Raw genomic sequence first — 23,763 nt, forward strand, 5'->3', positions numbered from 1 at the left:
CGTTATGTACGAACATCTGGAAACCGCCCAAAACCCCGCCAACCTGAAACGCGTGGTTGTCGATCCTGTCTCCCGCGTCGAAGGCCACGGCAAGGTCACCTTATTGCTGGACGAAAACGACAAAGTGCAACAGGCTCGCCTGCATATCGTCGAATTTCGCGGCTTCGAGAAGTTCATTCAGGGCCGACCCTACTGGGAATTGCCGGTACTGGTACAGCGTTTGTGCGGCATTTGCCCGGTCAGCCACCATCTGGCCGCCGCCAAGGCCATCGATCAATTGGTCGGCGTCGATCCCGCCAACCTGCCGCCCGCGGCCGACAAACTGCGCCGCTTGCTGCATTTCGGCCAAGTGCTGCAATCGCATGCGCTGCACTTTTTCCATCTGTCCAGCCCTGACTTACTGTTCGGTTTCGAAAGCGATATCGGCAAACGCAACATCATCGCCGTATTGGGCGACTATCCGGACATAGGACTGCAAGGCGTCAAGTTGCGCAAATACGGCCAGGAAGTGATCCGCATGGTGTCCGGTAAGCGGGTGCACGGTACCGGTGCGGTTGCCGGCGGCATGAATAAAGCCTTGAGCAAGGAGGAACGCGATTACCTGTTGCGGGACATCGAGCAAATTATCGCCTGGGCCGACGCTTCGGTGGCCTTGATCAAAAAAGTCCACACCGCTAATCTACCGTATTACGACGATTTCGCCACCATACGCAGCAATTATCTCGGTTTGGTCAAGCCCAACGGCGCGCTGGAACTGTATCACGGCGGCATCCGGGCCAAAAACGATAAGGGCGAAACCATTGTCGATCACTTCGATTATTGCAACTATACCGATTTGATCCGCGAAGAAGTGCGTTCCTGGAGCTACATGAAATTCCCCTACCTGACGTCCATCGGCAAGGCGGACGGTTGGTATCGTGTCGGCCCCTTGGCGCGGGTGAACAACTGCGACTTTATCGATACGCCGTTGGCGGAAGCCGCCCGCGTGGACTTTAAACAACACAGCCCGGAAGTCATGGTACACAGTACGCTGGCCTTCCATTGGGCTCGCCTGATCGAATTACTGCATTGCGCCGAAAGCATCAATACCCTGCTGCACGATCCGGATGTGATGAGCAGCGATCTGATAGCCAAGGGCGAAAAACGCTACGAGGGCATAGGTGTCATCGAAGCGCCGCGCGGTACACTGTTTCATCATTACCAGGTCGACGAAAACGACATCGTCACCAAGGCCAACCTGATCGTATCGACCACCAGCAACAACATGGGCATGAACGAATCGGTGCGGCAAGTGGCGGCGGAATATCTATCCGGCCGGGAATTGACCGAGCCGCTGCTGAACAATCTGGAAGTGGCGATTCGGGCTTACGACCCTTGTCTGTCCTGCGCCACGCACGCGGTGGGTAAAATGCCGCTGCAACTGGAATTGCTCGATGCCCAAGGCGACATGATAGGGCGCCTGGTGCGGCACAGTGACGGCAGTTTCGAACATTAAGCCGCCGGCATGAACAAACCCATCCTGGTGTTCGGTTACGGCAACCTGAGCCGCGGCGACGATGCCGTCGGCCCGTTGTTGCTGATTCACCTGGAGCAACAGGCGAATTTGAACCGCGTGGAGTTGCTGAACGACTTTCAACTGCAGATCGAGCATGCACTGGATTTGCAGGAGCGGGAATTGGTTATATTTGTCGATGCGGCGGCCAGCGGCGACAGTCCGTTCGGCTTCAGTAAGTTGACACCTTGTCGGGACAACAGTTACACCAGTCACGCCATGAGTCCGGCGGCATTGTTGCAGGTTTTTGAAAGCGTGACGGGTCGGCGCGCCCCTCCCGGGTTTTTGCTGAGTGTCAAGGCTAAATCATTCGAATTGGGCGAGGGCTTAAGCGAACCCGCCGAATACAATCTGCGGCAGGCTAGTCGTTTCGCCGAACATATCCTCACCCTGCCGACGGCCGAAATCGTTGAACTTGCCCGGCAAAATCGTCATACCGCTTGTTATGGTTAAGCAATGCAGTTGGCTGGCGGGTTGCGTATAGGGTTTTAATTGTTGTTTGCCGCACTAATCGACTCTGAAATTTCCGGTCATGCGTCTGATAAGGCGTAGAATTACTAGGCAAACCAAGCCCACCCTTACATTCCCGCCCGTTAATTTCCAACCCATGAATCTCGACCTCCGCACAATGATGGTGATGATAGCGGCGCTGAGCCTGCTATTTTCCGGCTTACTGGCGCTCGCCGGTTTACATGCGGGCAGTATCCGCGGCGTTCGGCAATGGGCGACAGGCAGTTTATTGCTTGGACTGGGCTTGGCGTTTTCATACACACAGTTGGGCCCTCCGGCTAATCCGTGGATTTTGGTTTTGGGCGCCACGTTGGCGCTAGCGGGAACCGGTTTTCAATATTACGGCACTCGGCTTTTCAAGACCGGGTACTGCAATGCTTACCTTCCTTGGCTGGTGGCCGGGGCGGCGTTTGCGGTCAATAGTTGGTTCGTGGTCTTGCACCCCGATATCCATGCGCGGGTGATAGCCAATTCATTGCTGTTTTTTCTGATCAACGCAATCTGCGCTCACGAGCTATTCATTAGAATGGAGCAACCCTTGCGGACCGCCTATTGGTTCACCGGAGCCTCTTTCTCGGTGCTTGCGGCTATGTTCCTGTTCAGGGCGGTGGTGATTTTTTTGTCACCCGACAATACTTACGGGCTTTATACGCAAATCCCGCTTAATCCCATCTCTTTTTTCATCGGCGGCATGGCGCAAATGGCGATAGTTTTCGGCTTTGTGTTGATGTTGAATTACCGTTTGAGCGCGGATCATCAGCGACTGGCATCAACCGATGCCCTGACCGGGGTGATGAACAGGCGCAGCCTGGAACTGGAAGCTAGCCGACTGCTGGCCCGGTACGTTCGTAGCGGTGAAACCCTTGCGGTCATGATGATAGATGTGGACCACTTCAAGACCATCAATGACCGTTATGGGCATATGGTGGGCGATGAGGTTCTTAGACACTTGACCGCGGTCGCGCAAAAATCCATTCGTACCGGCGATTATCTGGCCCGTTACGGCGGAGAAGAGTTTTGTATTTTGTTACCCGCCAGTGTAGAGCGCGATGCCTGGACCTTGGCGGAGCGTTTAAGACAAGTCTTTGCCGGCAGTGAAATCGAATATTGCGGTGAGATGCTGCGCAGCACGGTCAGTATCGGTATTGCCGATTCTACCCACGCTGGTCTGAATTTCGTCTCCCTGTTGGTTGCCGCCGACAAGGCCATGTACCAAGCCAAACTGGCCGGCCGAAATCGGGTAAGCAGGCATTCAAACAGTGTCGACGCTTAAATGCTTATAGCCCCCCAATAATCAGAGATAAAAAAAGGCCGGCATGACATGCATCATGCCGGCCCATTAAAATTTTATAATTTATCAGGCTTCGTAGTTCGCGCTGGCAAACTCCCAGTTAACCAGGGACCAAAAAGCTTCCAGATATTTCGGACGCGCGTTGCGGAAATCAATGTAATAGGCGTGTTCCCAAACGTCGCAAGTCAAAATAGGGGTTTGGCCGGCGGTCAATGGACAACCCGCATTGCTGGTACTGACCAGTTCCAGGGTGCCATTGGCATTTTTCACCAGCCATGCCCAGCCGGAGCCGAACGTGGTCACCGCGCATTTGCTGAATGCTTCCTTGAATTCGTCGAATGAACCGAAAGTTCTTTCGATAGCGTTGGCCAATCCGCCGGTAGGCGCGCCGCCGCCGTTCGGAGACAGGCAGTTCCAGTAGAACGTATGGTTCCAAACTTGCGCGGCATTGTTGAAAATACCGCCGGAGGATTTTTTCACGATATCTTCCAGAGACAGGCCTTCAAACTCGGTGCCGGGAACCAGATTGTTCAGGTTGGTGACATAGGTTTGGTGATGTTTGCCGTAGTGGTACTCGATGGTTTCGGCGGAAATGTGCGGTGCCAATGCGTCATTTGCGTAGGGTAATGCGGGTAATTCGAAAGTCATCTTTATTCTCCAGAGTGAATGAACAGCATGAGTTAGCGCCTGGGGCTAAGACCATAACACTAATAACCCAGCATTATAATAAAGAATTAAGCGGTGTGGCGATATCTTGCCGATTCTACTGGTTATCAGTTTTTTTCCTTAAGCGCGGATGACTCTGAAACAGCAGGCCTATAAAAATTTAAAGTTATAAATCTCCTTCCGCTGAAGGGTATTAGAAGTCGATTTCAGACCTGGGTGCGATTTGGTTCGCCGGACAAAGCGGAGAGCTGTCTTTGAAAGCCAGCGCGTGGATATGCATGTAAATACCAAGCTGTTTTGGAGGATGGCGGAAAAATCCGGAATGTCAGCGCTCGCGCTCGATTTCAGCAGCCAAAGCTGTATGCAACAACCATTTTTGGCCAAGTTATGGTCTCGGATCCGACAAATGCTGCAATGTTTTCAAAATTGTGTCGCCGAGAAACAGATATCCCACCGTACCAACGTGAGAATTGTTAGGCAAGTAAAAATCCTGGGTAATTTGGGCTTGCCGCTTAAACATTTCGGCATAATTCAGAGCATTCAATTCCGGGTGTTTACCGAGTTCATTCCAGATGTTGACATACGGATTCTTGCGGAAGGCGCCATAATCCATATACACAGTGGATTTATCGGGAACCACCACCCAGATTGCTTGTATGCCGTTTTTTTCAAAGTTTTTATTGATTTCCAAAACTCTGTCCAATGATCTGAATGATTCCGTTGCAAAGTCCTCGCTCCAAAATAGGCCGAGTTGGCAAAGTTTGTTACTGAATAACCGGCAGTCGCCCAAATTATATAGTCTTACTTTGTCTATGGAAATCAGCTCCGGTGTTGGGCTTTTCGACTTCGCGTAAAGAAAAAGGTCATAAAAAAAGGCTTTCAGATTCCAACCCACGCCAAAATTCGTTCCCGAATCCAGAAGCGAATGTTTTATTTCCCTGTTAACGGGCGGTACAGCCGATAAACCAATATTCAAAGTTTTGTATGTCGGGCTTTTTTGGCATTGATTATTCAGATTATGCTGAAACAAGCGCTCGACGGCTTCAATGACGACATATTTTCCAGTAAAACCCGATTGACGCAATAAATCTCCCAAATCGCTACACCAGGGTACGTCAACATTATAGGCGGTATTGACTTTGTATCCCGCCTGCACCAGCCTGGTTTGCCAGACGAAAGTGGCGGAAAATGAATCCCCTATCACCGCCACATCTGCATCCGCCAGAGGGGAGTTATTCAACAACTCAGCTGCCAGGGCAGGCTGGCTCTTTGTCCAGCCGAAACTGTTCTCGGAGAGCCCGCCAATTCTTGTCAAGTCGCCCTCTATGGGGTCAAGGTAGATGGACATGCCCCAAAAAACAATGGTTATCAGGACACAAAAGCCGATGAGAATCTGGCTATATGTTTTGGTGCTTATAATAAAAGGATGCTTGATCATTTGCGGCTTAATTTCACCGACACCAACTCAGAACTGAAAGTAAAGAAATGGCGAGGGTTTGTAAATGTTGTCGACTGCGCTAAGAAAGATAATCATCAATGCCAGTAAATATATCCAGGAAGGTCGCCAGAACAGCCACTGCCGCTGGTTACCGTATGACTCGTATGCGTCGATAACCGGCTTGACTCTTCCCGCAAATTGCGTGACATTGGGTAGAAACCAAACAATTAAACATACCAAGACCAGTTCGATGACATGAATGGGTTTTGTCATGACGTGATCCTTGTTAAACACGATCCAGTCATAATGTGCATGTAAAAATTGGCCGAATTTGGAGTCCAGGGTTTTTGCCGACAGTGAAATTCCGTTCATGCCTATCAAACCGCGAAGAACGTTGAATGCTGATGACATGCTGTCGGCGCGAAAAAACACCCAACTGACAAGCACGGATAGAAATGTTAACAGCCAAGCAAAAAAATTCCCAAATCCGCCGCCATCGCTCCAATTTAGTTTTTGTTTTACGCTTCGCCAAGCGTGGTTCGTCACCAAATAAAACCCGTGCAGGCCACCCCAAAAAATGAAAGTCCAGCCCGCGCCGTGCCAGAGCCCTCCCAGAAGCATGGTGATCATCAGGTTTCTAAATTGTTGAAAGGCTCCACAGCGACTGCCTCCCAACGGGATATATAAATAATCGCGTAAGAAGCGCGATAACGTCATATGCCATCTGCGCCAGAAGTCAATTATGCTGGTGGCTTTATAAGGCGAGTTGAAATTCAGCGGCATGCGGACGTTGAAAAGCAGCGACAAACCTATCGCCATGTCGCAATAGCCCGAAAAGTCAAAATACAATTGGAAGGTATAAGCAAGGGCGCCTATCCAGGCGTCTATCAACATGGGTTGGACGCCAGCCTTGACGCCGTCAAAAAACGGCATGGCATATTCCGCCAATTCGTCGGCCAGCAACTCCTTCTTGGCCAGACCCAACACGAAAATGCTTAAACCCACCGCCATATTGGACCAATCGATCTTGCAAACATGCTCTTGATCGAACTGAGACATCATTTCCTTGTGATGCAGGATGGGGCCGGCAATGAGATGCGGGAAATACGTCACGAATAACGTGTAGTGAATAAAGCTGTATTCTTTTACTTTATTCTGGTAGGCGTCCAATAGGAAAGCAATTTGAGTAAAGGTAAAAAATGAGATGCCCAGTGGCAGTATTATTTCGCTCAAGGAATACTGCCAGCCCAAAATATTACCTAGGTTTTCCAGAAAGAAGTTGGCGTATTTAAAATACCCCAATAATAGCAAATTCATGGATACGGCAAATATAGTCAGCCATTTTGCCCGATTTTTATTCCGGTAATTTCTGGCTATAGAGCTGCCGGCGACATAATTAAATGCGATTGAACCCAGCAACAAGCCGACGAAATGCGCATCCCACCAGCCATAGAAAAAAAGAGACGCAATTGCCAGCCACGAAATAGCCATTTTATGGCTGTACTTGCCAATAAGATAAAAGCCGGAAACTATTATGGGCAAATATAAGAAAATGAAAATTACAGAGTTAAACAGCATGCAGTTCCGAGCTGGATTGTGCGGATTAATGTAAGGATAAGTATGATTTTTGGAATATCATTTGTCGTATTGAGAACCGCTTTCAATTATATCTCAATGGAGTCAAAAACATCAAGCCCGAGCCAGGGACTGTCAGGTCGCAGGAAAAGTTAATGTATATTTCAGCCATAATTTACCTCCAATTTCACTAACAATCTGATCACTCGCTCAGCATAAGCGTATACAAGCGCGGTCATTCATATTCCTTTCCCACAACAGATATTCGATACGATTCCACTTGCATGCGGAGTGGCGCTGCAAATAAAGCCGCAAGCTAGTTGCCGCCAACAACCAGCGCCGATTTGACAGGGCGAATGGTGAAGCCAAAACATGGTTACGCCCAGCCGATTTTTGTGCAATGAACTTGCGAAATGGGTGCAGTCGTCATGTTTGTCGGGCGATAATCAGGAATTGTCCAAAATCACTACCAAACGGAGAAAAACCCATGGCTTTAGAGGTGGAGCATAAGTTCCTGCTGACTAACAACAGCTGGCGCGACGAAGTCGAGCATAGCGTGCATTATAAACAAGGCTATCTCGGCGGCAGTGCGTTGAATTCGGTGCGGGTGCGTATTTCCGACAGCCATGCCTGGCTGAACATCAAAAGCGCCACAGTGGGCACGTCCAGACAGGAGTTCGAGTACGAAATCCCGTTAAGCGACGCCAATACCATCCTGGACGATTTGTGCCGAAAACCGCTGATCGAAAAAATGCGCCATTTCGTACATTACCGGGGACACGTTTGGGAAATCGACGAATTTATGGGAGATAACGCCGGCTTGATTGTCGCCGAAGTGGAGTTGTCGCAAATTGGCGAATCCTTTGCAAAACCGGCTTGGCTCGGCGCGGAAGTGACGGATGATTTGCGCTACTACAACAACAATCTCGGCCAAAACCCCTATAAGAATTGGAATAAATAACAATAATTTAAGACGCATATTGAAAAGCAAGCAACAATGCTCTATATTTTATGTATGAATAGAGCCACTGTTGTTGTTTTTTTGTTACTTTTTAGCGCGCGCTTGCTGGCGTCGGATATGAATACGTCTATCGCCCATCTGGAAAGCGCCTGGGCGGCCGCGTATTATCAAAACGATGAGGCGCAACAAAGACAGGCTTACCCTGAGCTGTTGGAAAAAGCCAAGGAACTGGTGCATCGCTATCCCAACGCCGCCGAACCCAAAATTTGGCAAGCCACCATCATGTCCACCAATGCCGCTTTTGAATCGTCGTTGACGGCGCTTTCCACCCTGGAAAAAGCCAAAAGACTACTGGAGCAAGCCATCCGCATCGACCCGAATGCCCTGGATGGAGCCGCCTATGTCACCTTGGGAACTTTATATTATATGGTGCCGGGCTGGCCGGTTTCGTTCGGCGACGACGAGATGGCGGAACAACTGCTGAAAGCCAGCCTACAAATCAATCCGAACGGCATAGACGCCAACTATTTTTATGCCGATTTCCTGCTGCGCCAGGATAGGGCGGCGGAGGCGGAAGCGTTTTTCCATAAAGCCAGCCAAGCCCCAGTCAGAACGCAACAGGTTTTCGCCGATACACAGTTGCAAAATGAAGCCAAGCTGGCCCTGGCTCACGCACAACAGCGCAAATCCAATACCGGCAAAAACAGATTTCAGTCCCTGTTTACCACTGCCGCGGTTAACGCCGACTGATTGCCCCTTTCGATCGGTCGGACGCCATTTTCATTCAACTGAAATCGTCCCCGACACCCGCGCCAGTTGTCTGTAAAATGCATGTCGATGAAGCCAACCTGAATATGCAATATTCGACGGGCATTGATGACCAACAAACTCTGTTTTTTTCTGACGGCGCTCTCATTATTGTCCGTTCCCCTCCTGCCGGCGGCTAAAGCCAACGACCAAGCCCTCGAGCGCGTAAATCTGCAGCTCAAATATTTTCATCAATTTCAGTTTGCCGGTTATTACGCGGCCAAGGCGCAAGGTTATTACGCCGCGGAAGGCCTGGATGTGGAAATACATGAACGCCGCCCCGACCAGGATTACATCCGCCTAATTCTGGACCATAAAATCGAATACGGCGTGGGAGATTCCGGCATCATTGCGCATTACGCCAAGGGAGAAGCCCTGGTAGCATTGGCGGCGGTTTTTCAACACGATGCCCTAGTGTTATTCAGCAAACAGTCCTCCGGCATCATCAGCCCCTATGAAATGGCCGGCAAACGGATCATGTACGATGCCGTCGGCGAAAATAATGCACCTGTTCGCGCCCTGCTGGCGGAAGCCGGCCTGGATGAAAACCGTTACATATTGGTTGCCGAGACATTCGACATTGAAGACCTGATGCAAGACAAGGTGGATGCGATGTCGGGCTACATAACCGACAAGCCGCTGCAGTTTCAACAACACGGCATAGACGTCAACATCATCAACCCGCAAAGCTACGGCATCGATTTTTACGGCGACTTGCTGTTTACCAGCCAAAGAGAACTGCTGCAACACCCCGGCCGAGCGGATCGATTCAGACGCGCTTCGCTGAAAGGCTGGCAATACGCGTTGGATCATCCCGACGAAATCATCCGGCTGATAATTGATCAGTATCATAGCCGCCTGACAGAGGAACAATTGCGTTTCGAAGCCGCGGAAACCCGCAAGCTGATCATGCCGGACATGGTGCCGTTGGGACAAATCGATGCCAAGCGCCTGCGCCGGGTTGCGGAAACCTATGCCAACCTGAAACTGGCTCCCACATTATCGGATGAGCAATTGGCGGGCTTTATTTACAGCAACGGCCCAAGCATCGATTTATCGATACCGGAGCAAAACTGGTTGAGCCGCCACCCCAATATTCGGCTGGGCATAGACCGTGATTTCCCGCCTTACGAATGGATAGACGGGCATGGTAATTACGTCGGCATGGTGGCCGAACTGCTGGGGCTAATCGAGAAAAAACTGGGCGTAAAATTCGAACTTGTCGGGGACAAGTCCCGAGAGCAAATTCTGGCGCTTGCAGAGCGGGGCGAACTGGATATGATAGCCGCCATATCGGAAACGCCGCAGCGACGGCAATACCTGGATTTTAGTCCACCCTATGTCGGCGCGCCCGCCATCATCATCGGCGACGACAGGCTAGGTTACGTCGGTTCCTTGCATTTGCTGGCCGGCCGGACGGTTTCAGTGGTAAAGGGATATTTCATCCAGGAACTGTTGAGCGCTCAATATCCCGCTATCAACACCATTGCCACTGATTCCGTGGCAGAGGCGTTGGCATTGCTTGAGCGTGGCGCGGTGGATGCCTACATCGGCGACGCCGCTTCCGCCAGTTTTGTCATCAGGCAGCAGGGATTTGTCGGCCTGCGTTTTGCCGGCCAAAGCGGCTATCAAAATCAGCTGCAGTTTGCCGTCGGTAAGGCTCACCCCGAGTTGTCTGGCATTCTGCAAAAAGCGCTAGCCTCCATTCCGCCAATTCAACGGGAAAGTCTTATCAACCGCTGGCTGGGGTTAACGATCAGTTCTGGCATCGGCATGGAAACCCTGCGAAAATACGCCGGCATAAGCCTGCTGATCTTGCTCGTTTTCAGTTACTGGGTATTCAGATTGCGCCGGGAAATCAGGGCCCGCCGCCGTAGCGAAGCCGATCTTGCCATGTTATATCGCAATATGTCGCTGGGTTTTGCGCTGCACGAGACGCTACGCGATACCAGCGGACGTATCGTGGATTTCCGTTATGTCATGATAAACCCCGCCTTCGAAGCCATCATGGGCATCAAGGCCGCTCAATACACGGGCCAACGCGCCAGTCGCTTGGCGTCACCCCTGTTCGGCGAATGCCTCAGGCAGTTTGTCGCGATTGAATCCCGGCACGAACCCGCTCATTTCGAAATACATTGCCAGACTACACAGCGCTGGTTGGCGGTCGACGGTTATCGAGCCGGACGCAATCGTTTCGTGGTGCTTCTGCAGGACATCAGTCGGCGAAAGCAGGACGAACTGGCCTTAAAATCCAGCGAAGAACGTTTGCGGGTCAGCCAATGCTACGGTGGAGTAGCCACCTGGGAATTCGATTTGGTAAACAACCGGCAAATCTGGTCCGAGATCGTCACCAACGGCCTGGGCTTTCCCAAAGCCGAAAAACCGAAATGGGCGCATTTTCTAGCCACCATCTACAAACAGGATAGACCGCTAGTGGTCGACGCCTTGCGCAAACACCTTAAATACGGCGCCAAATACGATGTGGAATACCGCATCAAGGTCAGCGGCAATCAGTGCTGGATGCGCTCGATCGGGCAGGTGGAACGCGATGATAACGGCAAACCTGTGCGCATGCTGGGCATCGTGCAGGACATCAGCGAACGCAAGCGCGCCGAGGAAAAGCTCAAATTATCGGCCCGGGTATTCTCCGACGCCCACGAAGGCATCATGATTACCGATGCCGAGGCGGTTATCCTGGATATCAATGCGGCTTTTACCGAGTTGACCGGGTACAGCCGCGACGAATTAATCGGCAAGAAACCCAGTCTGCTGAAATCCGCCAGGCAGACCGCCGAATTTTATAGCGCCATGTGGGAGGAATTGGCGCACACCGGGCATTGGCGGGGGGAAATCTGGAATCGACATAAAAATGACGAAGTCTACGCGCAACTGTTGACCATCTCCGCCCTGCGAGACGAAAGCGGCGCGGTCATCAACTATATCGGCCTGTTTTCGGATATCACCGAGAGAAAGCAGCAACAGGAATTGCTGGAACACATGGCACACTTCGACCCATTAACCGGTCTGCCGAATCGGACCCTGTTCTCGGACCGCTTCAATCAGGCCATCGCCCACACCAAACGTTCCGGCGGCTTACTGGCGATATGCTATCTGGACCTGGACGGCTTCAAACCGGTAAACGATACCTTCGGCCATGCCGTCGGAGATGAACTGTTGATTGAAGTGGCCAAGCGTATCAAAAGCAATCTGCGCGAGTGCGATACGGTGTGCCGGCTAGGCGGCGACGAGTTCGCCCTGTTGTTGCAGGATTTACACTCTCGTCGGCAATGCGAGGATACTCTGGATAGAATACACGCCGCCCTGGCCGAGCCGTTTACCTTGACCGCGCATCCGATCTGGATAGGCGCCAGTTGCGGGGTTACCCTCTACCCGCTGGACGACGTGGCTCCCTATACGCTGTTGCGTCACGCCGATCAAGCCATGTACCAAGCCAAGCGCGCCGGCCGCAATTGTTACCGGATTTATCCGGATTTGCTGGATCAGGGCATACTCTCCGAGGATGTCGAGCATCCGGCGGAAATCGAATGAGGATATCGGCATGAAATTCTTGCCGGAATTGGCGTGATTCCGCATCGCCCGACGAGCGCCCGCCTTGTCAAGGACGAGATATTTGATACTCTGAAAGTCATGCTGGCGGCGAGGCTTGGTGGCAATTTGCCAGACCATTATCGCGACTACGCTTCCTCCCGCCAGACGGCCTTTCGTTTGCCGGGGCGAAACCCGACCTTCATCAGCGTTAGCGGACCTTCCACGCCGCGGCCGTCAGCAACAGTCGGCATAAAACCGCGCCAACGCCTTCTCGAGTTTGGCCTCATCGCAATGCGCGGCCCAACTGTCCGCGATCCGGTCAATGCCGGCTTCGCGCATGGCATTGAAATCCACTGCCCGCCGTTGTTGATAGCCGGCCCAGGCCAGCAGGGCATTGCAGGCTTCCGGCAGATCGAACAGTCCGTGCAGATAACTGCCGGCAATTTGACCGTCCGCCGAGACGGCCCCGTCATCGATGCCGTCCAGTGTGAACAAGGGCCGTCTCAGCGCCGGACCGCCGCTGGTCCCCATATGAATTTCATAGCCGGCAACCGCTACGGCCTGTTCGGCGAACACGCCGTCGACCCGGCGCAGGCATTTCTGCGCGCGCAAGGTGGTTTCCATGTCCAGCAAGCCCAAGCCAGCCGCGCTGCCGGCCTCGCCTTCCAAACCGAGCGGGTCGTGGATGGCTTGGCCCAACATCTGAAAACCGCCGCAAATGCCCAGCAACTTGCCGCCGTAGCGCAAATGCCTGCGGATAAAATCCTCCCAGCCCTGCTGCCTGAGGCGGGCCAAGTCGCGGTGCACCGATTTGCTGCCGGGCAACACGATTAAATCCGCTCCCCGTAGCGCATCGGGACGCCTCTCGAACCGCACCAGCACGCCGGGATGCAGTTGCAGCGGGTCGAAATCCGTGTGATTGCTGAAACCGGGCAGGTGCGGCACCACCACGGTAAACGGTTGCCCGTCCTCGTTAAGGGCATGCCGGCTGGACAGGGCGTCTTCCGCTTCCAGATACAAGTCGTGCAAATAGGGCAACACCGCCAGCACCGGTTTGCCTGTTTCGGCTTCCAGCCAGTCCAGGCCGGCTTGCAGCAAAGCGATATCGCCCCTGAAGCGGTTGATCACGAAGCCGATGACCCGATTTTGCTCGGATGCCGACAGCAGGGCCAAGGTGCCGACGATATGCGCGAATACGCCGCCGCGATCGATGTCGGCAATCAATATCACCGGGCAGTTGACGGCTTCGGCGAAACCCATGTTGGCGATATCGCCGGACCGCAAGTTGATTTCCGCCGGACTGCCGGCACCCTCGACCACCACGGTTTGGTATTGCCCGGTCAGGCGTTGCCAGGATTCCAGCACCGCCCGTTTGGCGACTTGTTTATAATCGTGGTACTCGCCGGCGGACTGATTTTGCAGAACCCGGCCGTGAATGATGACCTGGGCGCGGGTATCCGTGGTGGGTTTCAATAGCACCGGATTCATGTCGCTATGGGCAGGCAAGCCGCAGGCGGCGGCCTGTACCGCCTGAGCCCGGCCTATTTCGCCGCCGTCGACCGTCACCGCGCTGTTGAGCGCCATGTTTTGCGGCTTGAAGGGCGCCACCCGCGCGCCCTGGCGTCGATAATGCCGACACAGGGCGGTTACCAGCGTGCTTTTGCCGGCGTCGGAGGTGGTGCCCTGCACCATCAGCGCTTTAGGTATCAAACGCCCCAGCCGTTTTCCGACACCATGGCGGACAAGGGTTGCGGGCTAATCCAGTTTTCCAGCTCCAGCATGGGTTTGGGGTAAAACTCGTCCACGTGGCCCAGGCATAAAATGGCGATGGGCCGGCTGCCGGCTGGCATGTTCAATAATGCCGCCAGCTCGGCCGGATCGAACAAGGATACCCAGCCCATGCCCAGGCCTTCCGCGCGCGCCGCCAGCCACAGGTTTTGAATGGCGCAGGCGGCCGAGGCCAAATCCATTTCAGGCAGGGTGCGGCGGCCAAAGATATGTTTTTCGCGCTGATCGGGCAGCGCCACCACCAGCAATTCGCCGCATTCGCGGATGCCTTCCACTTTCAAACGCATGAACTCGTCCTGCCGTTGCCGCAGAGCCTCGGCGGTCAATCGGCGTTCGTTTTCCACCAGTTGATGAATCCGGCCGCGCAATTGACAGTCGGTAATGCGGATGAAGCGCCAGGGTTGCATCAAGCCGACGCTGCCGGCTTGATGGGCGGCCCGCAGAATCCGCGTCAGTAATTCGGGCGCCACCGGGTCCGGCAAAAAATGCCGCATGTCGCGGCGTTCGGCGATGGCGCGGTAAACGCCGGACCGTTCCTCCGGACTGAAGCGATGCCTGTTCATAGCAGGATCACGGCCAACAATCCGGCGGTCTCGATCAATTCCACCGCCGCACCGTAAACGTCGCCGGTGGCGCCGCCCAGTCGGGTCAGGGCGGCGTACCGCACCCAGAGCAGCAGGCCGCAGGCCAGCAATACATTGGCCCAACCCATGAATAAGCCGGCAAACGCCAATGAAATCACCACCACCGTGCGCGCTTCGCCAAAGGGCAGGTTGGCCAACAGCTTTTCCGCCATGCCTTCGGGACTGACGTACGGCATGGAAAGCATCAGCAACAAAATTGCACAGCGTCCCAGCAAGGGGGCCAGCATTAACGGGATCAAATCGTTTTGCTGGATCAATACGAACAGCGCGGTAAATTTCACTAGCATGACCAACAACAACACCAACACCGCGATCGGCCCGGCCGCCGGGTCCTTCATGATCCGCAAGCTGCGTTGTTCGTCGCCCAGACCGCCAACCCAGGCGTCGGCGCAGTCGGCCAAGCCGTCCAGATGCAAACCGCCGGTCAGCAAAACCCAGGCGCTCAATACCACGGCCGCGGTCACCATGTCGGGCGCGCCCGACAGGATCAGGGCCAGAAAACTCAGCGACACACCAATCAAAAAACCCACCAAGGGGTAATACAATACCGACCGGCCCAGCACGGCATCGTTGGCCGGAAGCTGGTAATTGACCGGGATTCGGGTCAAAAATTGCAGGGCGATCAGTAAAGAGTCCATGGCTGTAATAATTGAATTGGCTAAGTGGTGAATGCCGCCTCGCGGGCGTCTCGATCGGAATTATTTCAAATGCCGGCCCTTGGCGTCCTTGCTGATATGGCCGGTAAAAATCAAAACTCCTTCTATAAAGCCCCACACCACGCCGAAACCGCCGGTCAAATAGGTCACCAGAATTTGGGTGATACCCAATCCCCAGAAACCCAAGTAAATACGGTGCAAGCCTATGGCGCCGAACACGATGCCCAACAGCGCGGCCACTATGTGGTTTTTGACCGGCTGACTGTCGAGCAAATAGGCGCCGACCGGACCAATTTCAGTGACTTCGCCATGTTCATGGTCAAAATCCACATCGTCGCCTTGCTTGGGCGGTTCCGTGGCGGTCCACTGGTCGATATGAAATTCGTAAAATTTACCGTCGTGTTTCACTACCCCGGTTTGGCAACGTTCGTCGTAACTTTCTATATGTCCTAGCATGCCTGCTTATCCTGTTGTTATCTGTCATCCGGGCGGCTAAGTCCGGACAAGCTTTATTATTCAAGGAGTCGAAATCGGATTTAAAATCGCCGTCCGGCCGTGCCGAAATAGCCGCGGCATTTCTGCCGAATCCAGGCGCATTCTACCCAAACCCGGCAAATGAAATCCAAATGTTCGTAGCTTGGCCGCCGGACTCGTTTGGCAATGTAAACGACTTGATTGCCGGCGTAAATATCGGACTCAAGCTTTTTAGAGGCCGGCGGACACCCGTGCCTGGGCAAAGGTGGCCATTTCATTGTGCAGCAGGCAGGCGGTTTGCAGCACGGGAACCGCCATGAGCGCGCCGCTGGCTTCGCCCAGCCGCATGCCCAACTGCAAAATAGGTTCGGCCGCCAACGCATCCAGCACCCGCCCATGGCCTTTTTCCCCGGAACGGTGGCCGAAAAAAAACCAGGCCTGGCAATCCGGATTGATCCCGACGGCCACCAGGGCAGCCACGCTGCTGATAAAGCCGTCCACCAAGACCGGCAGTGCCTGTTGGGCGGCACCGATATAGGCTCCGGCCAGAGCGGCGATTTCGAAACCTCCCAGCCTTTGCAACACCGCCAACGGCGCGGTCAGCTGTTGGCGGTGCCTGTGCAAAGCCTGCCGTATCACCGCCGCCTTGTGGAGGATTTGTTCGCGGTTCAGACCGGTGCCGGCGCCGGTAATATCTTCGGCCGGCAGCGCCAGCAGGGCGGCCGCCACGGCGCTGGCGCTGCAGGTGTTGGCTATGCCCATTTCGCCGCCGATAAAAATATCGGCCCGGCCAGCCAACGCACGGTCGACGGCGGCCATTCCCGCCCGCAGGGCAATGTCGAGTTGGGCCGACGTCATGGCCTGGCCGATTTTGAAATTTTCCGTACCGGCGCCGGCCCGCTGGCTGATCACACCGGGTAGTTCCACCGGATTGAGCAAGCCGACATCCACCACTTCAAAGCGGGCGTCGATCCGTCTGGCCAACACGTTCGCCGCCGCGCCGCCGGCGGCGAAATTTTTCACCATCTCCGTTGTCACGGCTTGCGGAAATGCCGACACGCCTTCGGCGGCAATGCCGTGGTCGGCGGCAAAGATACTGATGTGTATGCGTTCCAGCCGCGGATCGTCCCGCCGCTGCATGGCAGCCAGCCTAACCGCCAGATTCTCCAGCATGCCCAGCGAACCGGGCGGCTTGGTGAGTTGCGCTTGCCTGTCCAGCGCTCGCCGATGAAACCCCGCATCGGGCGGGGCAATGGGGAGAAAAAGCCTTTGCATTTATTTGAGTCGTTGCGGCAAACCGGCCGTGACCAGCACCACTTGGTCGCAGATTTGCGCCAGTTCCTGATGCAGGAACCCGGCTTCGTCGACGAAACGGCGGGTCATGGCATCGGCCGCCACCACGCCCAGCCCGACTTCGTTACCAACCATGATCACCCGGCCCTTGCAATCCCTCAGCGCCGCCAGAAAGGCGGCACGCTGGGCCGCAAACAGCTGCTCCTGGATATTGCCGTGGCGGTCGAACAACACATTGCTCAGCCACAAGGTCAGGCAATCGATCAGCAGGCAGCGGTCGGGCTTGGCGTGGGTTTGAATGGCCGAGGCCAGTTGGACAGGCACCTCCAGCGTTTGCCATTCGGCCGGACGTCTTAGCCGGTGATGGGCGATACGGGCATGCATTTCCTCATCGCCGGCTTCCGCCGTGGCCAGATACAGCACAGGCAAGCCGCAATCGATGGCCCGCCGCTCGGCGTAGCGGCTCTTGCCCGAGCGAGCGCCGCCCAATACCAATTCAATCATCGGTCAGACGCACCGCCAGTACATCGCATTTGGCGTGATGCAACACGCCGTTGGCGGTGGAGCCCAGCAACAAGGCCAAACCGTGGCGGCCATGCGAACCCACCACGATCAAATCCACGCCGTTATCCTCGGCCACCCGGACGATTTCCATCTTGGCGCTGCCCATTTCCAGCCATTGTTGTTGTTCGGGTACGCCCAGGTCGGCGCCCAGCTTGGCCAGCCTTTCCTTGGAAGCTTCCAGCCATTCCTGGGTCAGGTCGACGTCGAACGGAATCGGCCCGTAAGCCGCATCGGTGATGGGCAGATTTTCCACCACATGCACCAGACTCAATTTCGCCTGATTCAGCTTGGCCACATTCAGTGCCTTGTCCGAGACCTGTTTGCCGTGCTCCGAAAAATCCACGGCCAATAAAATATGTTGATAGCGATTCATAGCAACCTCATTGCGTGGAGCCGGTAAGTTCGGGAAACAGCGCCGCCATTATTTGGGAAGACAGCATGATATACAAAAGCGCCAGCCCCAGGCCGAAAAACAGGGACTGATCCAGCGCATGCCGCATGATATGCCCGCTAACCAGCCAATGCCACAACACCAGCGCCAACATGGCGAAGTAGGCCAGATCGTTGGCATTCGCATTCAGGGTAGCAATGGCCGGCAGGGCGAAGAAGCTCAGCACCACGCTGGTGCCCACCATGGCGGCCAAGGTTTGCGGAAAACGGGCTATTTTGCCGGACGAGTACAACAAGGGCCAACAAAACAGCACGATCAGGCCGAAATCCACGCCTATCTGCAACAAAGCCGTGGCCTGGGTGCCGTTTAAAAACAAAATCAGATAATTGATCGCCACATACACCGGCAACAACAGGCGCAGCACCAGCGGCGAAGCCGGAACATCTTGCGGGCCTTTTTGAAAAATGGCGATCTGGAAAAACAACAGGCTCAATTCATACATGCATTACTCCGCTTGGGACAGGTTTTCTTCGGCAGTCATCCAGTCGAGCTCCGCCTGCTCCAGTGCGTCATCGACCCTGGCCTTCCTGCTCAACAGTTGTTTCAAGGCGTCCTTATTCTCGTCGTTATAAATCGTGGGATCGGCCAATTGTTGTTCCAGTTCCTGCTGCTCCCCGTGGAATTTTTCCACCGCCGCTTCGGCCTTTTTCACTTCATCCAGCAAGGGTTTCAGGCGTTGGCGACGTTCGGCATCCTGCTTGCGCTGATCCTTGCGAGAGACATTATTGCCGATTGCGGCCGGGTTATCCGCTTCTTCGCCGGCTTTCTTTTGTTCCGCCAACCATTGCTTGTAGTCGTCCAGATCGCCGTCAAACGGCCGCACCCTGCCCTCGGCAACCAACAATAGCTGATCCGTCACGGAGCGCAGCAAATGCCTGTCGTGCGACACCACCACGATGGCGCCCTGGTATTCCTGCAAGGCCACGCTCAAGGCGTGGCGCATTTCCAGGTCCAGATGGTTGGTCGGTTCGTCCAGCAGCAGCAGGTTGGGGTTCTGATACACCAATATCGCCAGCACCAGCCGGGCTTTTTCACCGCCGGAAAACGGCCCCATGGGCTCGTTGACCTTGTCGCCGCGAAAATCAAAACCGCCCAGAAAATTGCGTAAATCCCGTTCCAGCGCCTGCTTATCCAGCTGCTGCAAGTGCCACAACGGCGATTGGTCCAGCCGCAGCTGTTCCAGCTGGTGCTGGGCGAAATAGCCGATATGCAAATCCTGGGCGTTGGTTAACTTACCACGCAATGCCGGCATTTGCCCGGATAACACCTTGATCAGGCTGGACTTGCCGGCGCCGTTCGGCCCCAGCAAACCGATGCGGTCGCCGGGAGAAATCGACAACGAGGCCTCATGCACCACCACCTTGTCGCCGTAACCGATGTCGGCCTGTTCCAGTTTGATTAAGGGATTGGGCATTTTTTTCGGCGGCGGAAAACTGAAACCGAACGGCGAATCCACATGGGCCTGGGCAATCAACTCCATCCGCTCCAGCGCCTTGATGCGGCTTTGCGCCTGGCGGGCCTTGGTGGCCTGGGCCTTAAAGCGGTCGACAAAGCTTTGAATATGGGCAATTTCGCGTTGCTGCTTTTCATACGCGGTTTGCTGCTGGGCCAGCTTTTCGGCGCGCATGCGTTCGAAGTCGGAATAATTACCGGTGTAAATCTCGGCCCTATTCTGCTCGATGTGCACGATGTGGTCGGTGATAGCATCCAGAAAATCGCGGTCATGGGAAATCAACAGCAGGGTGCCGGGATATTTGACCAGCCAGTCCTGCAGATAAATCACCGCATCCAAATCCAAATGGTTGGTGGGTTCGTCCAGCAATAACACATCGGAACGGCACATCAAGGCCTGAGCCAGATTCAAGCGCATGCGCCAGCCGCCGGAAAACGAACTGACCGGCCGGCTTTCCTGTTCGGTGCTAAAGCCCAAGCCGTTCAACAGCCGCGAGGCGCGGGCCTGTGCGGTGTAGCCGCCGGCATGCTCCAGCGCCGCGTGCAGCTCGGCCAGCTTGATGCCGTCGTGGGCCTGTTCTGCTGCCTGTAATTGCTGTTGCAAGGCCCGCAACTCGCGATCGCCGTCCAAAACATAATCGATGGCCGAACATGACAGCGCCGGGGTTTCCTGCGCCACATGCGCCACTTCCAGATTCGGCGGCATGGAAAACTCGCCCTCGTCGGCATGCAATTCGCCGCGCAGCATCGCAAACAGACTGGACTTGCCGGTACCGTTGGCCCCGGTCAAGCCGATCTTCTGACCCTTATGAATCGTGAATGAAGCCTCGCTAAACAGCAAGCGGCTGCCGCGGCGGATGGCGATGTTTTTAAAATTGAGCATGATGTCGGTAAAAAACGATGAAATCGGACCAAGGCAAATGGCTCGGCGTTATGGAATTTTAACGCGGCGTGGTTTTTCGGGCGCGATGAATTTTATGGGGTTGGTGATCCTGGATTCAGACTGCCCGGAACTAACGCGGCGCACTTTGCATGTAAGCCCGGGACTTTATAACTTGGCACATTTTTGTGGTTTTATGCTATAAAAACCGCTTAAGCATGCAAATTAGATTTTTATTATTGCTTGCCGCTCCAAAACATATTGCGAGCCTAATGGATACAAATAATTGCCGCCTCAATTATTTGTTTCAAAAACCCGGCTCGGGTTGAATTAAATTAAATTATCTTCATTCGCCACCGTCCACCCGTAATTTCAGTCTCATAAGTCCGCCAACACCCAATAAGGCATTATAAAATGCTATTCAACTCATATTTGTTTGTCTTTGCCTTTTTGCCCATCACGCTGGCATTATTTTTTATTATCGCCCTTAAAAGCCATAGATACGCCCTCTACTGGCTGGCGGCCGCCTCTTTAGTGTTTTACGCAACATGGAATCCGGCATATTCGATTTTGCTAATAACGTCGATAACTTTTAACTTTATTGTTGGAAAGCATATTGCAATATTAAACAAAACCAATGCGGAACGAGCAAAACATCTAACCGTGCTCGGGGTGGGCGCCAACGTCATCTTATTGGTTTATTACAAGTATTTGGAGTTTATAATAGACAATCTCAATACATTATTTAACTTTAACATACAAAACTCTCATATTGTATTGCCGCTAGGCATTTCTTTTTTTACATTCACCCAAATAGCCTTTCTTGTTGACACTCACCAAAAATCCGCGAAAGAATTTAACGCATCCCATTATGCTTTATTTGTAACCTATTTTCCACATTTGATCGCGGGACCGATATTACATCATAAGGAAATGATGACACAATTCGCCGACCCTAAAATATACAAGCCTAATTGGCGAAACATGTCCGTAGGCTTATCTATTTTCTTTATGGGATTATTCAAAAAGCTGATTATTGCCGACGATATGGCCGGTTATGTCAAACCGGTCTTCGATGAGGTTGCAAGCGGCAAATCCGTTTCATTTTTGGATGCCTGGGGCGGCGCATTGGCCTATACTTTTCAATTATATTTTGATTTTTCCGCGTATTCGGAAATGGCGATCGGCCTTTCTTTACTATTTGGCATTAAGTTACCGCTTAACTTTGCATCGCCCTATAAAGCCACCAGCATTATAGAATTTTGGCGGCGCTGGCATATGACCTTATCCCGGTTTTTAAAGGACTATATCTACATACCCTTGGGAGGAAATCGAAAAGGACGCTTTCGTAGACATTTCAATTTAATTCTTACCATGCTGGTTGGCGGAATATGGCACGGTGCCAATTGGACCTTTATCCTTTGGGGCGGACTGCATGGCGGCTACTTATTGATAAACCATTTATGGAGGGATATCAGGTCAAAACTTCCAATGCCATTCTTATTTAATAATATTATTTACGACAAAATATCCTTGCTTGTTACTTTTTCCGCGGTAGTTGTCGGTTGGACCATATTTAGAGCCGACAATGTCATGGCCGCCAAACTTATGCTCGAGGGAATGACGGGCATGCACGGTTTACAAATCCCGGTCAAATGGGGCGAACAGCTTGGACAGACAAGAGAATGGCTGATAACAAGGGGCGCCAGGTTTGAAAACACGGCAACTTTTAATTCAGGAAAGCTGCCAATACGACTTTTGCTTTGCTTTGTCATCGCCTGGTGCCTGCCGAATGTCCAGGAGTTTTTTTCAAGATTTAACCCGGCCCTATATATGCAAGCCCAAGAGGACTTCAGATGGTGGCACTGGCGGCCGAATTACATTTGGCTAATTATTTTTTCAATACTCGCCGCATCCGGAATACTCTCCCTGGGCGAGTTAAGCGAATTTATATATTTTCAGTTTTAAATGACTCACCAAAAATACACCACCTATCTTTTATGCTTTGTCATTTTTGTCTTGCTTGTGGTTGGCGTCATTAACAGGCTGGTTGACCCATTTTGGTATTATCAGGATTTTGAGATTTCCGGCTTTAACGAAGTCAAGCCGAAATTTAGAAAGTATGAGCGGTATATCAAGCCCAAACTGGTCGCAAGAAGCAGGCCCAACGCGCTTATTTTCGGCAGCTCCTATTCCGAGATAGGATTCGACCCGTCCAACCCGTCTTTTACAGATAATGGAAAGTTAAAGGGATATAACTTCGGCATAGCGGGCGCCGGCTGGGAACGCGTGCAGTGCTATATTGATTATGCATTAAAAGTCGCCGAAGTAAATCGCATGGTAATCGGTATTGCTCCCGACGCCTTGCCGTTGTCCAACTGTATCGGCGTTTTGCCGGAGATTGAAAATTTCTCGGAATTTAATCTGCTTTTTTCCATGAAGGCAATTGACGCCTCGGTAGGCACCATGCTGTCCCAGCACGCCAGACCAAGCCATAAAAAAGACGGTATGTATTATTATATTCGCGGCCATGCGGGAATAGACAACCAATTTAGAGAGTTTTATAGAAACCATGAAAAGCGTACTAACTGCGATTTAAATGATCTGATAAAGCTTGATGGCAATGCGGCTGTTGCAGAGCGGATACCGACAGAGCATTCGGGTATCGACATTAGCGGACTTTTAAACGTTGTTAAACAAACCAATTCGAAAAACATTAAACTGCGTATATACATATATCCGTCGCACGCCCTTTGGCAAGAAATACAAATAATGTGCGGCAACTATAAACGCTATTGGTCGAACTTGATTTATATCGTTCAGGAAGTTGAAAAACTTGGCGGCGACGTGCAGATTTGGGATTTTAATCAATTCAATCAATATACTACCGAAGAGATTACAAACCAAAGTGCCGTATATTGGCAAGACCCCGAGCATTTTAATTATGAATATGGCGAATTAATGTTAGATTCCATGTTCGGACAAAACCCTAAACTCGCATTCGGCTCCCGCTTGACCTCAGACAATATACAGAATGCCTATCAAGAATATATGACATCTCGCAATAACTACCTGAAGACGCACCAGGAGTTCATGCCATCCTTGAAAAGGCTAATAGAATAAGCCCATGCATATTCGATTATAAGAGCAGGCGCCTGGAAAATGTCCGGCGCAAAAAATTCGGATAAGCCATTAGACACACCAAGTCTGGG

20 protein-coding genes are annotated in these 23,763 nt (G+C 52.9%); 8 read left to right on the forward strand and 12 right to left on the reverse strand.

Going from position 1 to position 23,763, the window contains the following annotated elements; genetic code table 11:
• Nucleotides 1–4: 4 nt before the first annotated feature.
• The 3 genes from NP590_RS08680 to NP590_RS08690 all read left to right on the forward strand — a co-directional run bounded on the left by NP590_RS08680 (nucleotide 5) and on the right by NP590_RS08690 (nucleotide 3,335).
• On the forward strand, nucleotides 5–1,495 hold the full coding sequence (locus NP590_RS08680; protein WP_256601948.1) for a Ni/Fe hydrogenase subunit alpha: 1,491 nt from the start codon (nucleotides 5–7) through the stop codon (nucleotides 1,493–1,495).
• A gap of 9 nt (nucleotides 1,496–1,504) precedes the next feature.
• Nucleotides 1,505–2,005, forward strand: coding sequence for a hydrogenase maturation protease (locus NP590_RS08685; RefSeq protein ID WP_256601949.1), 501 nt, complete (start codon nucleotides 1,505–1,507; stop codon nucleotides 2,003–2,005).
• A 154-nt stretch (nucleotides 2,006–2,159) separates the two neighbouring features.
• On the forward strand, nucleotides 2,160–3,335 hold the full coding sequence (locus tag NP590_RS08690) for a GGDEF domain-containing protein (RefSeq protein WP_256601951.1): 1,176 nt from the start codon (nucleotides 2,160–2,162) through the stop codon (nucleotides 3,333–3,335).
• Nucleotides 3,336–3,419: 84 nt separating this feature from the next.
• Here the strand turns inward: NP590_RS08690 and sodB are convergent, their stop codons facing one another.
• The 3 genes from sodB to NP590_RS08705 all read right to left on the reverse strand — a co-directional run bounded on the left by sodB (nucleotide 3,420) and on the right by NP590_RS08705 (nucleotide 6,948).
• Nucleotides 3,420–4,001, reverse strand: a complete 582-nt coding sequence (sodB, locus tag NP590_RS08695; protein WP_256601953.1) for a superoxide dismutase [Fe] — start codon at nucleotides 3,999–4,001, stop codon at nucleotides 3,420–3,422.
• A gap of 403 nt (nucleotides 4,002–4,404) precedes the next feature.
• Nucleotides 4,405–5,457: a hypothetical protein gene (locus NP590_RS08700; protein ID WP_256601954.1), complete on the reverse strand. Its 1,053-nt coding sequence runs from the start codon at nucleotides 5,455–5,457 to the stop codon at nucleotides 4,405–4,407.
• Nucleotides 5,458–5,484: 27 nt separating this feature from the next.
• The gene (locus NP590_RS08705) at nucleotides 5,485–6,948 is read right to left on the reverse strand and encodes an MBOAT family O-acyltransferase (RefSeq protein WP_371927283.1); all 1,464 of its coding nucleotides are present in this window, start codon (nucleotides 6,946–6,948) and stop codon (nucleotides 5,485–5,487) included.
• Nucleotides 6,949–7,519: 571 nt separating this feature from the next.
• Between NP590_RS08705 and NP590_RS08710 the strand changes: the two genes are divergently transcribed.
• The 3 genes from NP590_RS08710 (at nucleotide 7,520) to NP590_RS08720 (ending at nucleotide 12,349) form a co-directional block, all read left to right on the forward strand.
• Nucleotides 7,520–7,993: a CYTH domain-containing protein gene (locus NP590_RS08710; RefSeq protein ID WP_256601957.1), complete on the forward strand. Its 474-nt coding sequence runs from the start codon at nucleotides 7,520–7,522 to the stop codon at nucleotides 7,991–7,993.
• Between the two features lie 117 nt (nucleotides 7,994–8,110).
• The gene (locus NP590_RS08715) at nucleotides 8,111–8,743 is read left to right on the forward strand and encodes a tetratricopeptide repeat protein (protein WP_256601958.1); all 633 of its coding nucleotides are present in this window, start codon (nucleotides 8,111–8,113) and stop codon (nucleotides 8,741–8,743) included.
• A 126-nt stretch (nucleotides 8,744–8,869) separates the two neighbouring features.
• Nucleotides 8,870–12,349: an ABC transporter substrate-binding protein gene (locus NP590_RS08720; RefSeq protein WP_256601959.1), complete on the forward strand. Its 3,480-nt coding sequence runs from the start codon at nucleotides 8,870–8,872 to the stop codon at nucleotides 12,347–12,349.
• A gap of 234 nt (nucleotides 12,350–12,583) precedes the next feature.
• Here the strand turns inward: NP590_RS08720 and NP590_RS08725 are convergent, their stop codons facing one another.
• The 9 genes from NP590_RS08725 to NP590_RS08765 all read right to left on the reverse strand — a co-directional run bounded on the left by NP590_RS08725 (nucleotide 12,584) and on the right by NP590_RS08765 (nucleotide 20,554).
• On the reverse strand, nucleotides 12,584–14,059 hold the full coding sequence (locus NP590_RS08725) for a cobyric acid synthase (protein ID WP_256601960.1): 1,476 nt from the start codon (nucleotides 14,057–14,059) through the stop codon (nucleotides 12,584–12,586).
• Nucleotides 14,056–14,700, reverse strand: a complete 645-nt coding sequence (gene bluB / locus NP590_RS08730; RefSeq protein WP_256601962.1) for a 5,6-dimethylbenzimidazole synthase — start codon at nucleotides 14,698–14,700, stop codon at nucleotides 14,056–14,058. Before bluB ends, NP590_RS08725 begins: the two co-directional genes overlap by 4 nt.
• Nucleotides 14,697–15,419 (reverse strand): adenosylcobinamide-GDP ribazoletransferase, encoded by a 723-nt coding sequence (locus NP590_RS08735; RefSeq protein WP_256601963.1) that lies wholly within the window; start codon nucleotides 15,417–15,419, stop codon nucleotides 14,697–14,699. Before NP590_RS08735 ends, bluB begins: the two co-directional genes overlap by 4 nt.
• Nucleotides 15,420–15,479: 60 nt before the next feature.
• Nucleotides 15,480–15,893, reverse strand: coding sequence for a TM2 domain-containing protein (locus NP590_RS08740; RefSeq protein ID WP_256601964.1), 414 nt, complete (start codon nucleotides 15,891–15,893; stop codon nucleotides 15,480–15,482).
• Nucleotides 15,894–16,142: 249 nt separating this feature from the next.
• On the reverse strand, nucleotides 16,143–17,186 hold the full coding sequence (cobT, locus tag NP590_RS08745) for a nicotinate-nucleotide--dimethylbenzimidazole phosphoribosyltransferase (RefSeq protein WP_256601965.1): 1,044 nt from the start codon (nucleotides 17,184–17,186) through the stop codon (nucleotides 16,143–16,145).
• Nucleotides 17,187–17,708, reverse strand: a complete 522-nt coding sequence (gene cobU / locus NP590_RS08750; RefSeq protein WP_256601966.1) for a bifunctional adenosylcobinamide kinase/adenosylcobinamide-phosphate guanylyltransferase — start codon at nucleotides 17,706–17,708, stop codon at nucleotides 17,187–17,189. It lies immediately after the preceding gene.
• On the reverse strand, nucleotides 17,701–18,141 hold the full coding sequence (locus NP590_RS08755; RefSeq protein ID WP_256601967.1) for a universal stress protein: 441 nt from the start codon (nucleotides 18,139–18,141) through the stop codon (nucleotides 17,701–17,703). Before NP590_RS08755 ends, cobU begins: the two co-directional genes overlap by 8 nt.
• Before the next feature lie 7 nt (nucleotides 18,142–18,148).
• Entirely contained in the window at nucleotides 18,149–18,661 is a 513-nt protein-coding gene (locus NP590_RS08760) for a hypothetical protein (protein WP_256601968.1), read from the reverse strand.
• 3 nt (nucleotides 18,662–18,664) lie between these two features.
• Complete coding sequence (locus NP590_RS08765; protein ID WP_256601969.1) at nucleotides 18,665–20,554, reverse strand: ATP-binding cassette domain-containing protein; 1,890 nt, start codon at nucleotides 20,552–20,554, stop codon at nucleotides 18,665–18,667.
• Nucleotides 20,555–20,965: 411 nt separating this feature from the next.
• Between NP590_RS08765 and NP590_RS08770 the strand changes: the two genes are divergently transcribed.
• Together NP590_RS08770 and NP590_RS08775 are read left to right on the forward strand one after the other, a co-directional pair.
• Complete coding sequence (locus NP590_RS08770) at nucleotides 20,966–22,519, forward strand: MBOAT family O-acyltransferase (RefSeq protein ID WP_256601970.1); 1,554 nt, start codon at nucleotides 20,966–20,968, stop codon at nucleotides 22,517–22,519.
• Complete coding sequence (locus tag NP590_RS08775) at nucleotides 22,520–23,674, forward strand: hypothetical protein (protein ID WP_256601971.1); 1,155 nt, start codon at nucleotides 22,520–22,522, stop codon at nucleotides 23,672–23,674.
• Nucleotides 23,675–23,763 lie beyond the last annotated feature (89 nt).

Origin of the sequence: Methylomonas subterranea (assembly GCF_024505185.1) — a bacterium.
GTDB classification, from domain to species: domain Bacteria; phylum Pseudomonadota; class Gammaproteobacteria; order Methylococcales; family Methylomonadaceae; genus Methylomonas; species Methylomonas subterranea.

Excerpts from the sequence above, each read along its gene's own strand:
- NP590_RS08765 (WP_256601969.1), bottom strand. The coding sequence starts at position 20,554 with ATGCTCAATTTTAAAAACATCGCCATCCGCCGCGGCAGCCGCTTGCTG.
- NP590_RS08720 (WP_256601959.1), top strand. The coding sequence starts at position 8,870 with ATGACCAACAAACTCTGTTTTTTTCTGACGGCGCTCTCATTATTGTCC.
- NP590_RS08710 (WP_256601957.1), top strand. The coding sequence starts at position 7,520 with ATGGCTTTAGAGGTGGAGCATAAGTTCCTGCTGACTAACAACAGCTGG.
- sodB (WP_256601953.1), bottom strand. The coding sequence starts at position 4,001 with ATGACTTTCGAATTACCCGCATTACCCTACGCAAATGACGCATTGGCA.
- NP590_RS08715 (WP_256601958.1), top strand. The coding sequence starts at position 8,111 with ATGAATACGTCTATCGCCCATCTGGAAAGCGCCTGGGCGGCCGCGTAT.
- cobT (WP_256601965.1), bottom strand. The coding sequence starts at position 17,186 with ATGCAAAGGCTTTTTCTCCCCATTGCCCCGCCCGATGCGGGGTTTCAT.
- NP590_RS08685 (WP_256601949.1), top strand. The coding sequence starts at position 1,505 with ATGAACAAACCCATCCTGGTGTTCGGTTACGGCAACCTGAGCCGCGGC.
- NP590_RS08740 (WP_256601964.1), bottom strand. The coding sequence starts at position 15,893 with ATGCTAGGACATATAGAAAGTTACGACGAACGTTGCCAAACCGGGGTA.
- NP590_RS08700 (WP_256601954.1), bottom strand. The coding sequence starts at position 5,457 with ATGATCAAGCATCCTTTTATTATAAGCACCAAAACATATAGCCAGATT.
- NP590_RS08690 (WP_256601951.1), top strand. The coding sequence starts at position 2,160 with ATGAATCTCGACCTCCGCACAATGATGGTGATGATAGCGGCGCTGAGC.
- cobU (WP_256601966.1), bottom strand. The coding sequence starts at position 17,708 with ATGATTGAATTGGTATTGGGCGGCGCTCGCTCGGGCAAGAGCCGCTAC.
- NP590_RS08735 (WP_256601963.1), bottom strand. The coding sequence starts at position 15,419 with ATGGACTCTTTACTGATCGCCCTGCAATTTTTGACCCGAATCCCGGTC.
- bluB (WP_256601962.1), bottom strand. The coding sequence starts at position 14,700 with ATGAACAGGCATCGCTTCAGTCCGGAGGAACGGTCCGGCGTTTACCGC.
- NP590_RS08775 (WP_256601971.1), top strand. The coding sequence starts at position 22,520 with ATGACTCACCAAAAATACACCACCTATCTTTTATGCTTTGTCATTTTT.
- NP590_RS08770 (WP_256601970.1), top strand. The coding sequence starts at position 20,966 with ATGCTATTCAACTCATATTTGTTTGTCTTTGCCTTTTTGCCCATCACG.
- NP590_RS08755 (WP_256601967.1), bottom strand. The coding sequence starts at position 18,141 with ATGAATCGCTATCAACATATTTTATTGGCCGTGGATTTTTCGGAGCAC.
- NP590_RS08760 (WP_256601968.1), bottom strand. The coding sequence starts at position 18,661 with ATGTATGAATTGAGCCTGTTGTTTTTCCAGATCGCCATTTTTCAAAAA.
- NP590_RS08680 (WP_256601948.1), top strand. The coding sequence starts at position 5 with ATGTACGAACATCTGGAAACCGCCCAAAACCCCGCCAACCTGAAACGC.
- NP590_RS08705 (WP_371927283.1), bottom strand. The coding sequence starts at position 6,948 with ATGGCTATTTCGTGGCTGGCAATTGCGTCTCTTTTTTTCTATGGCTGG.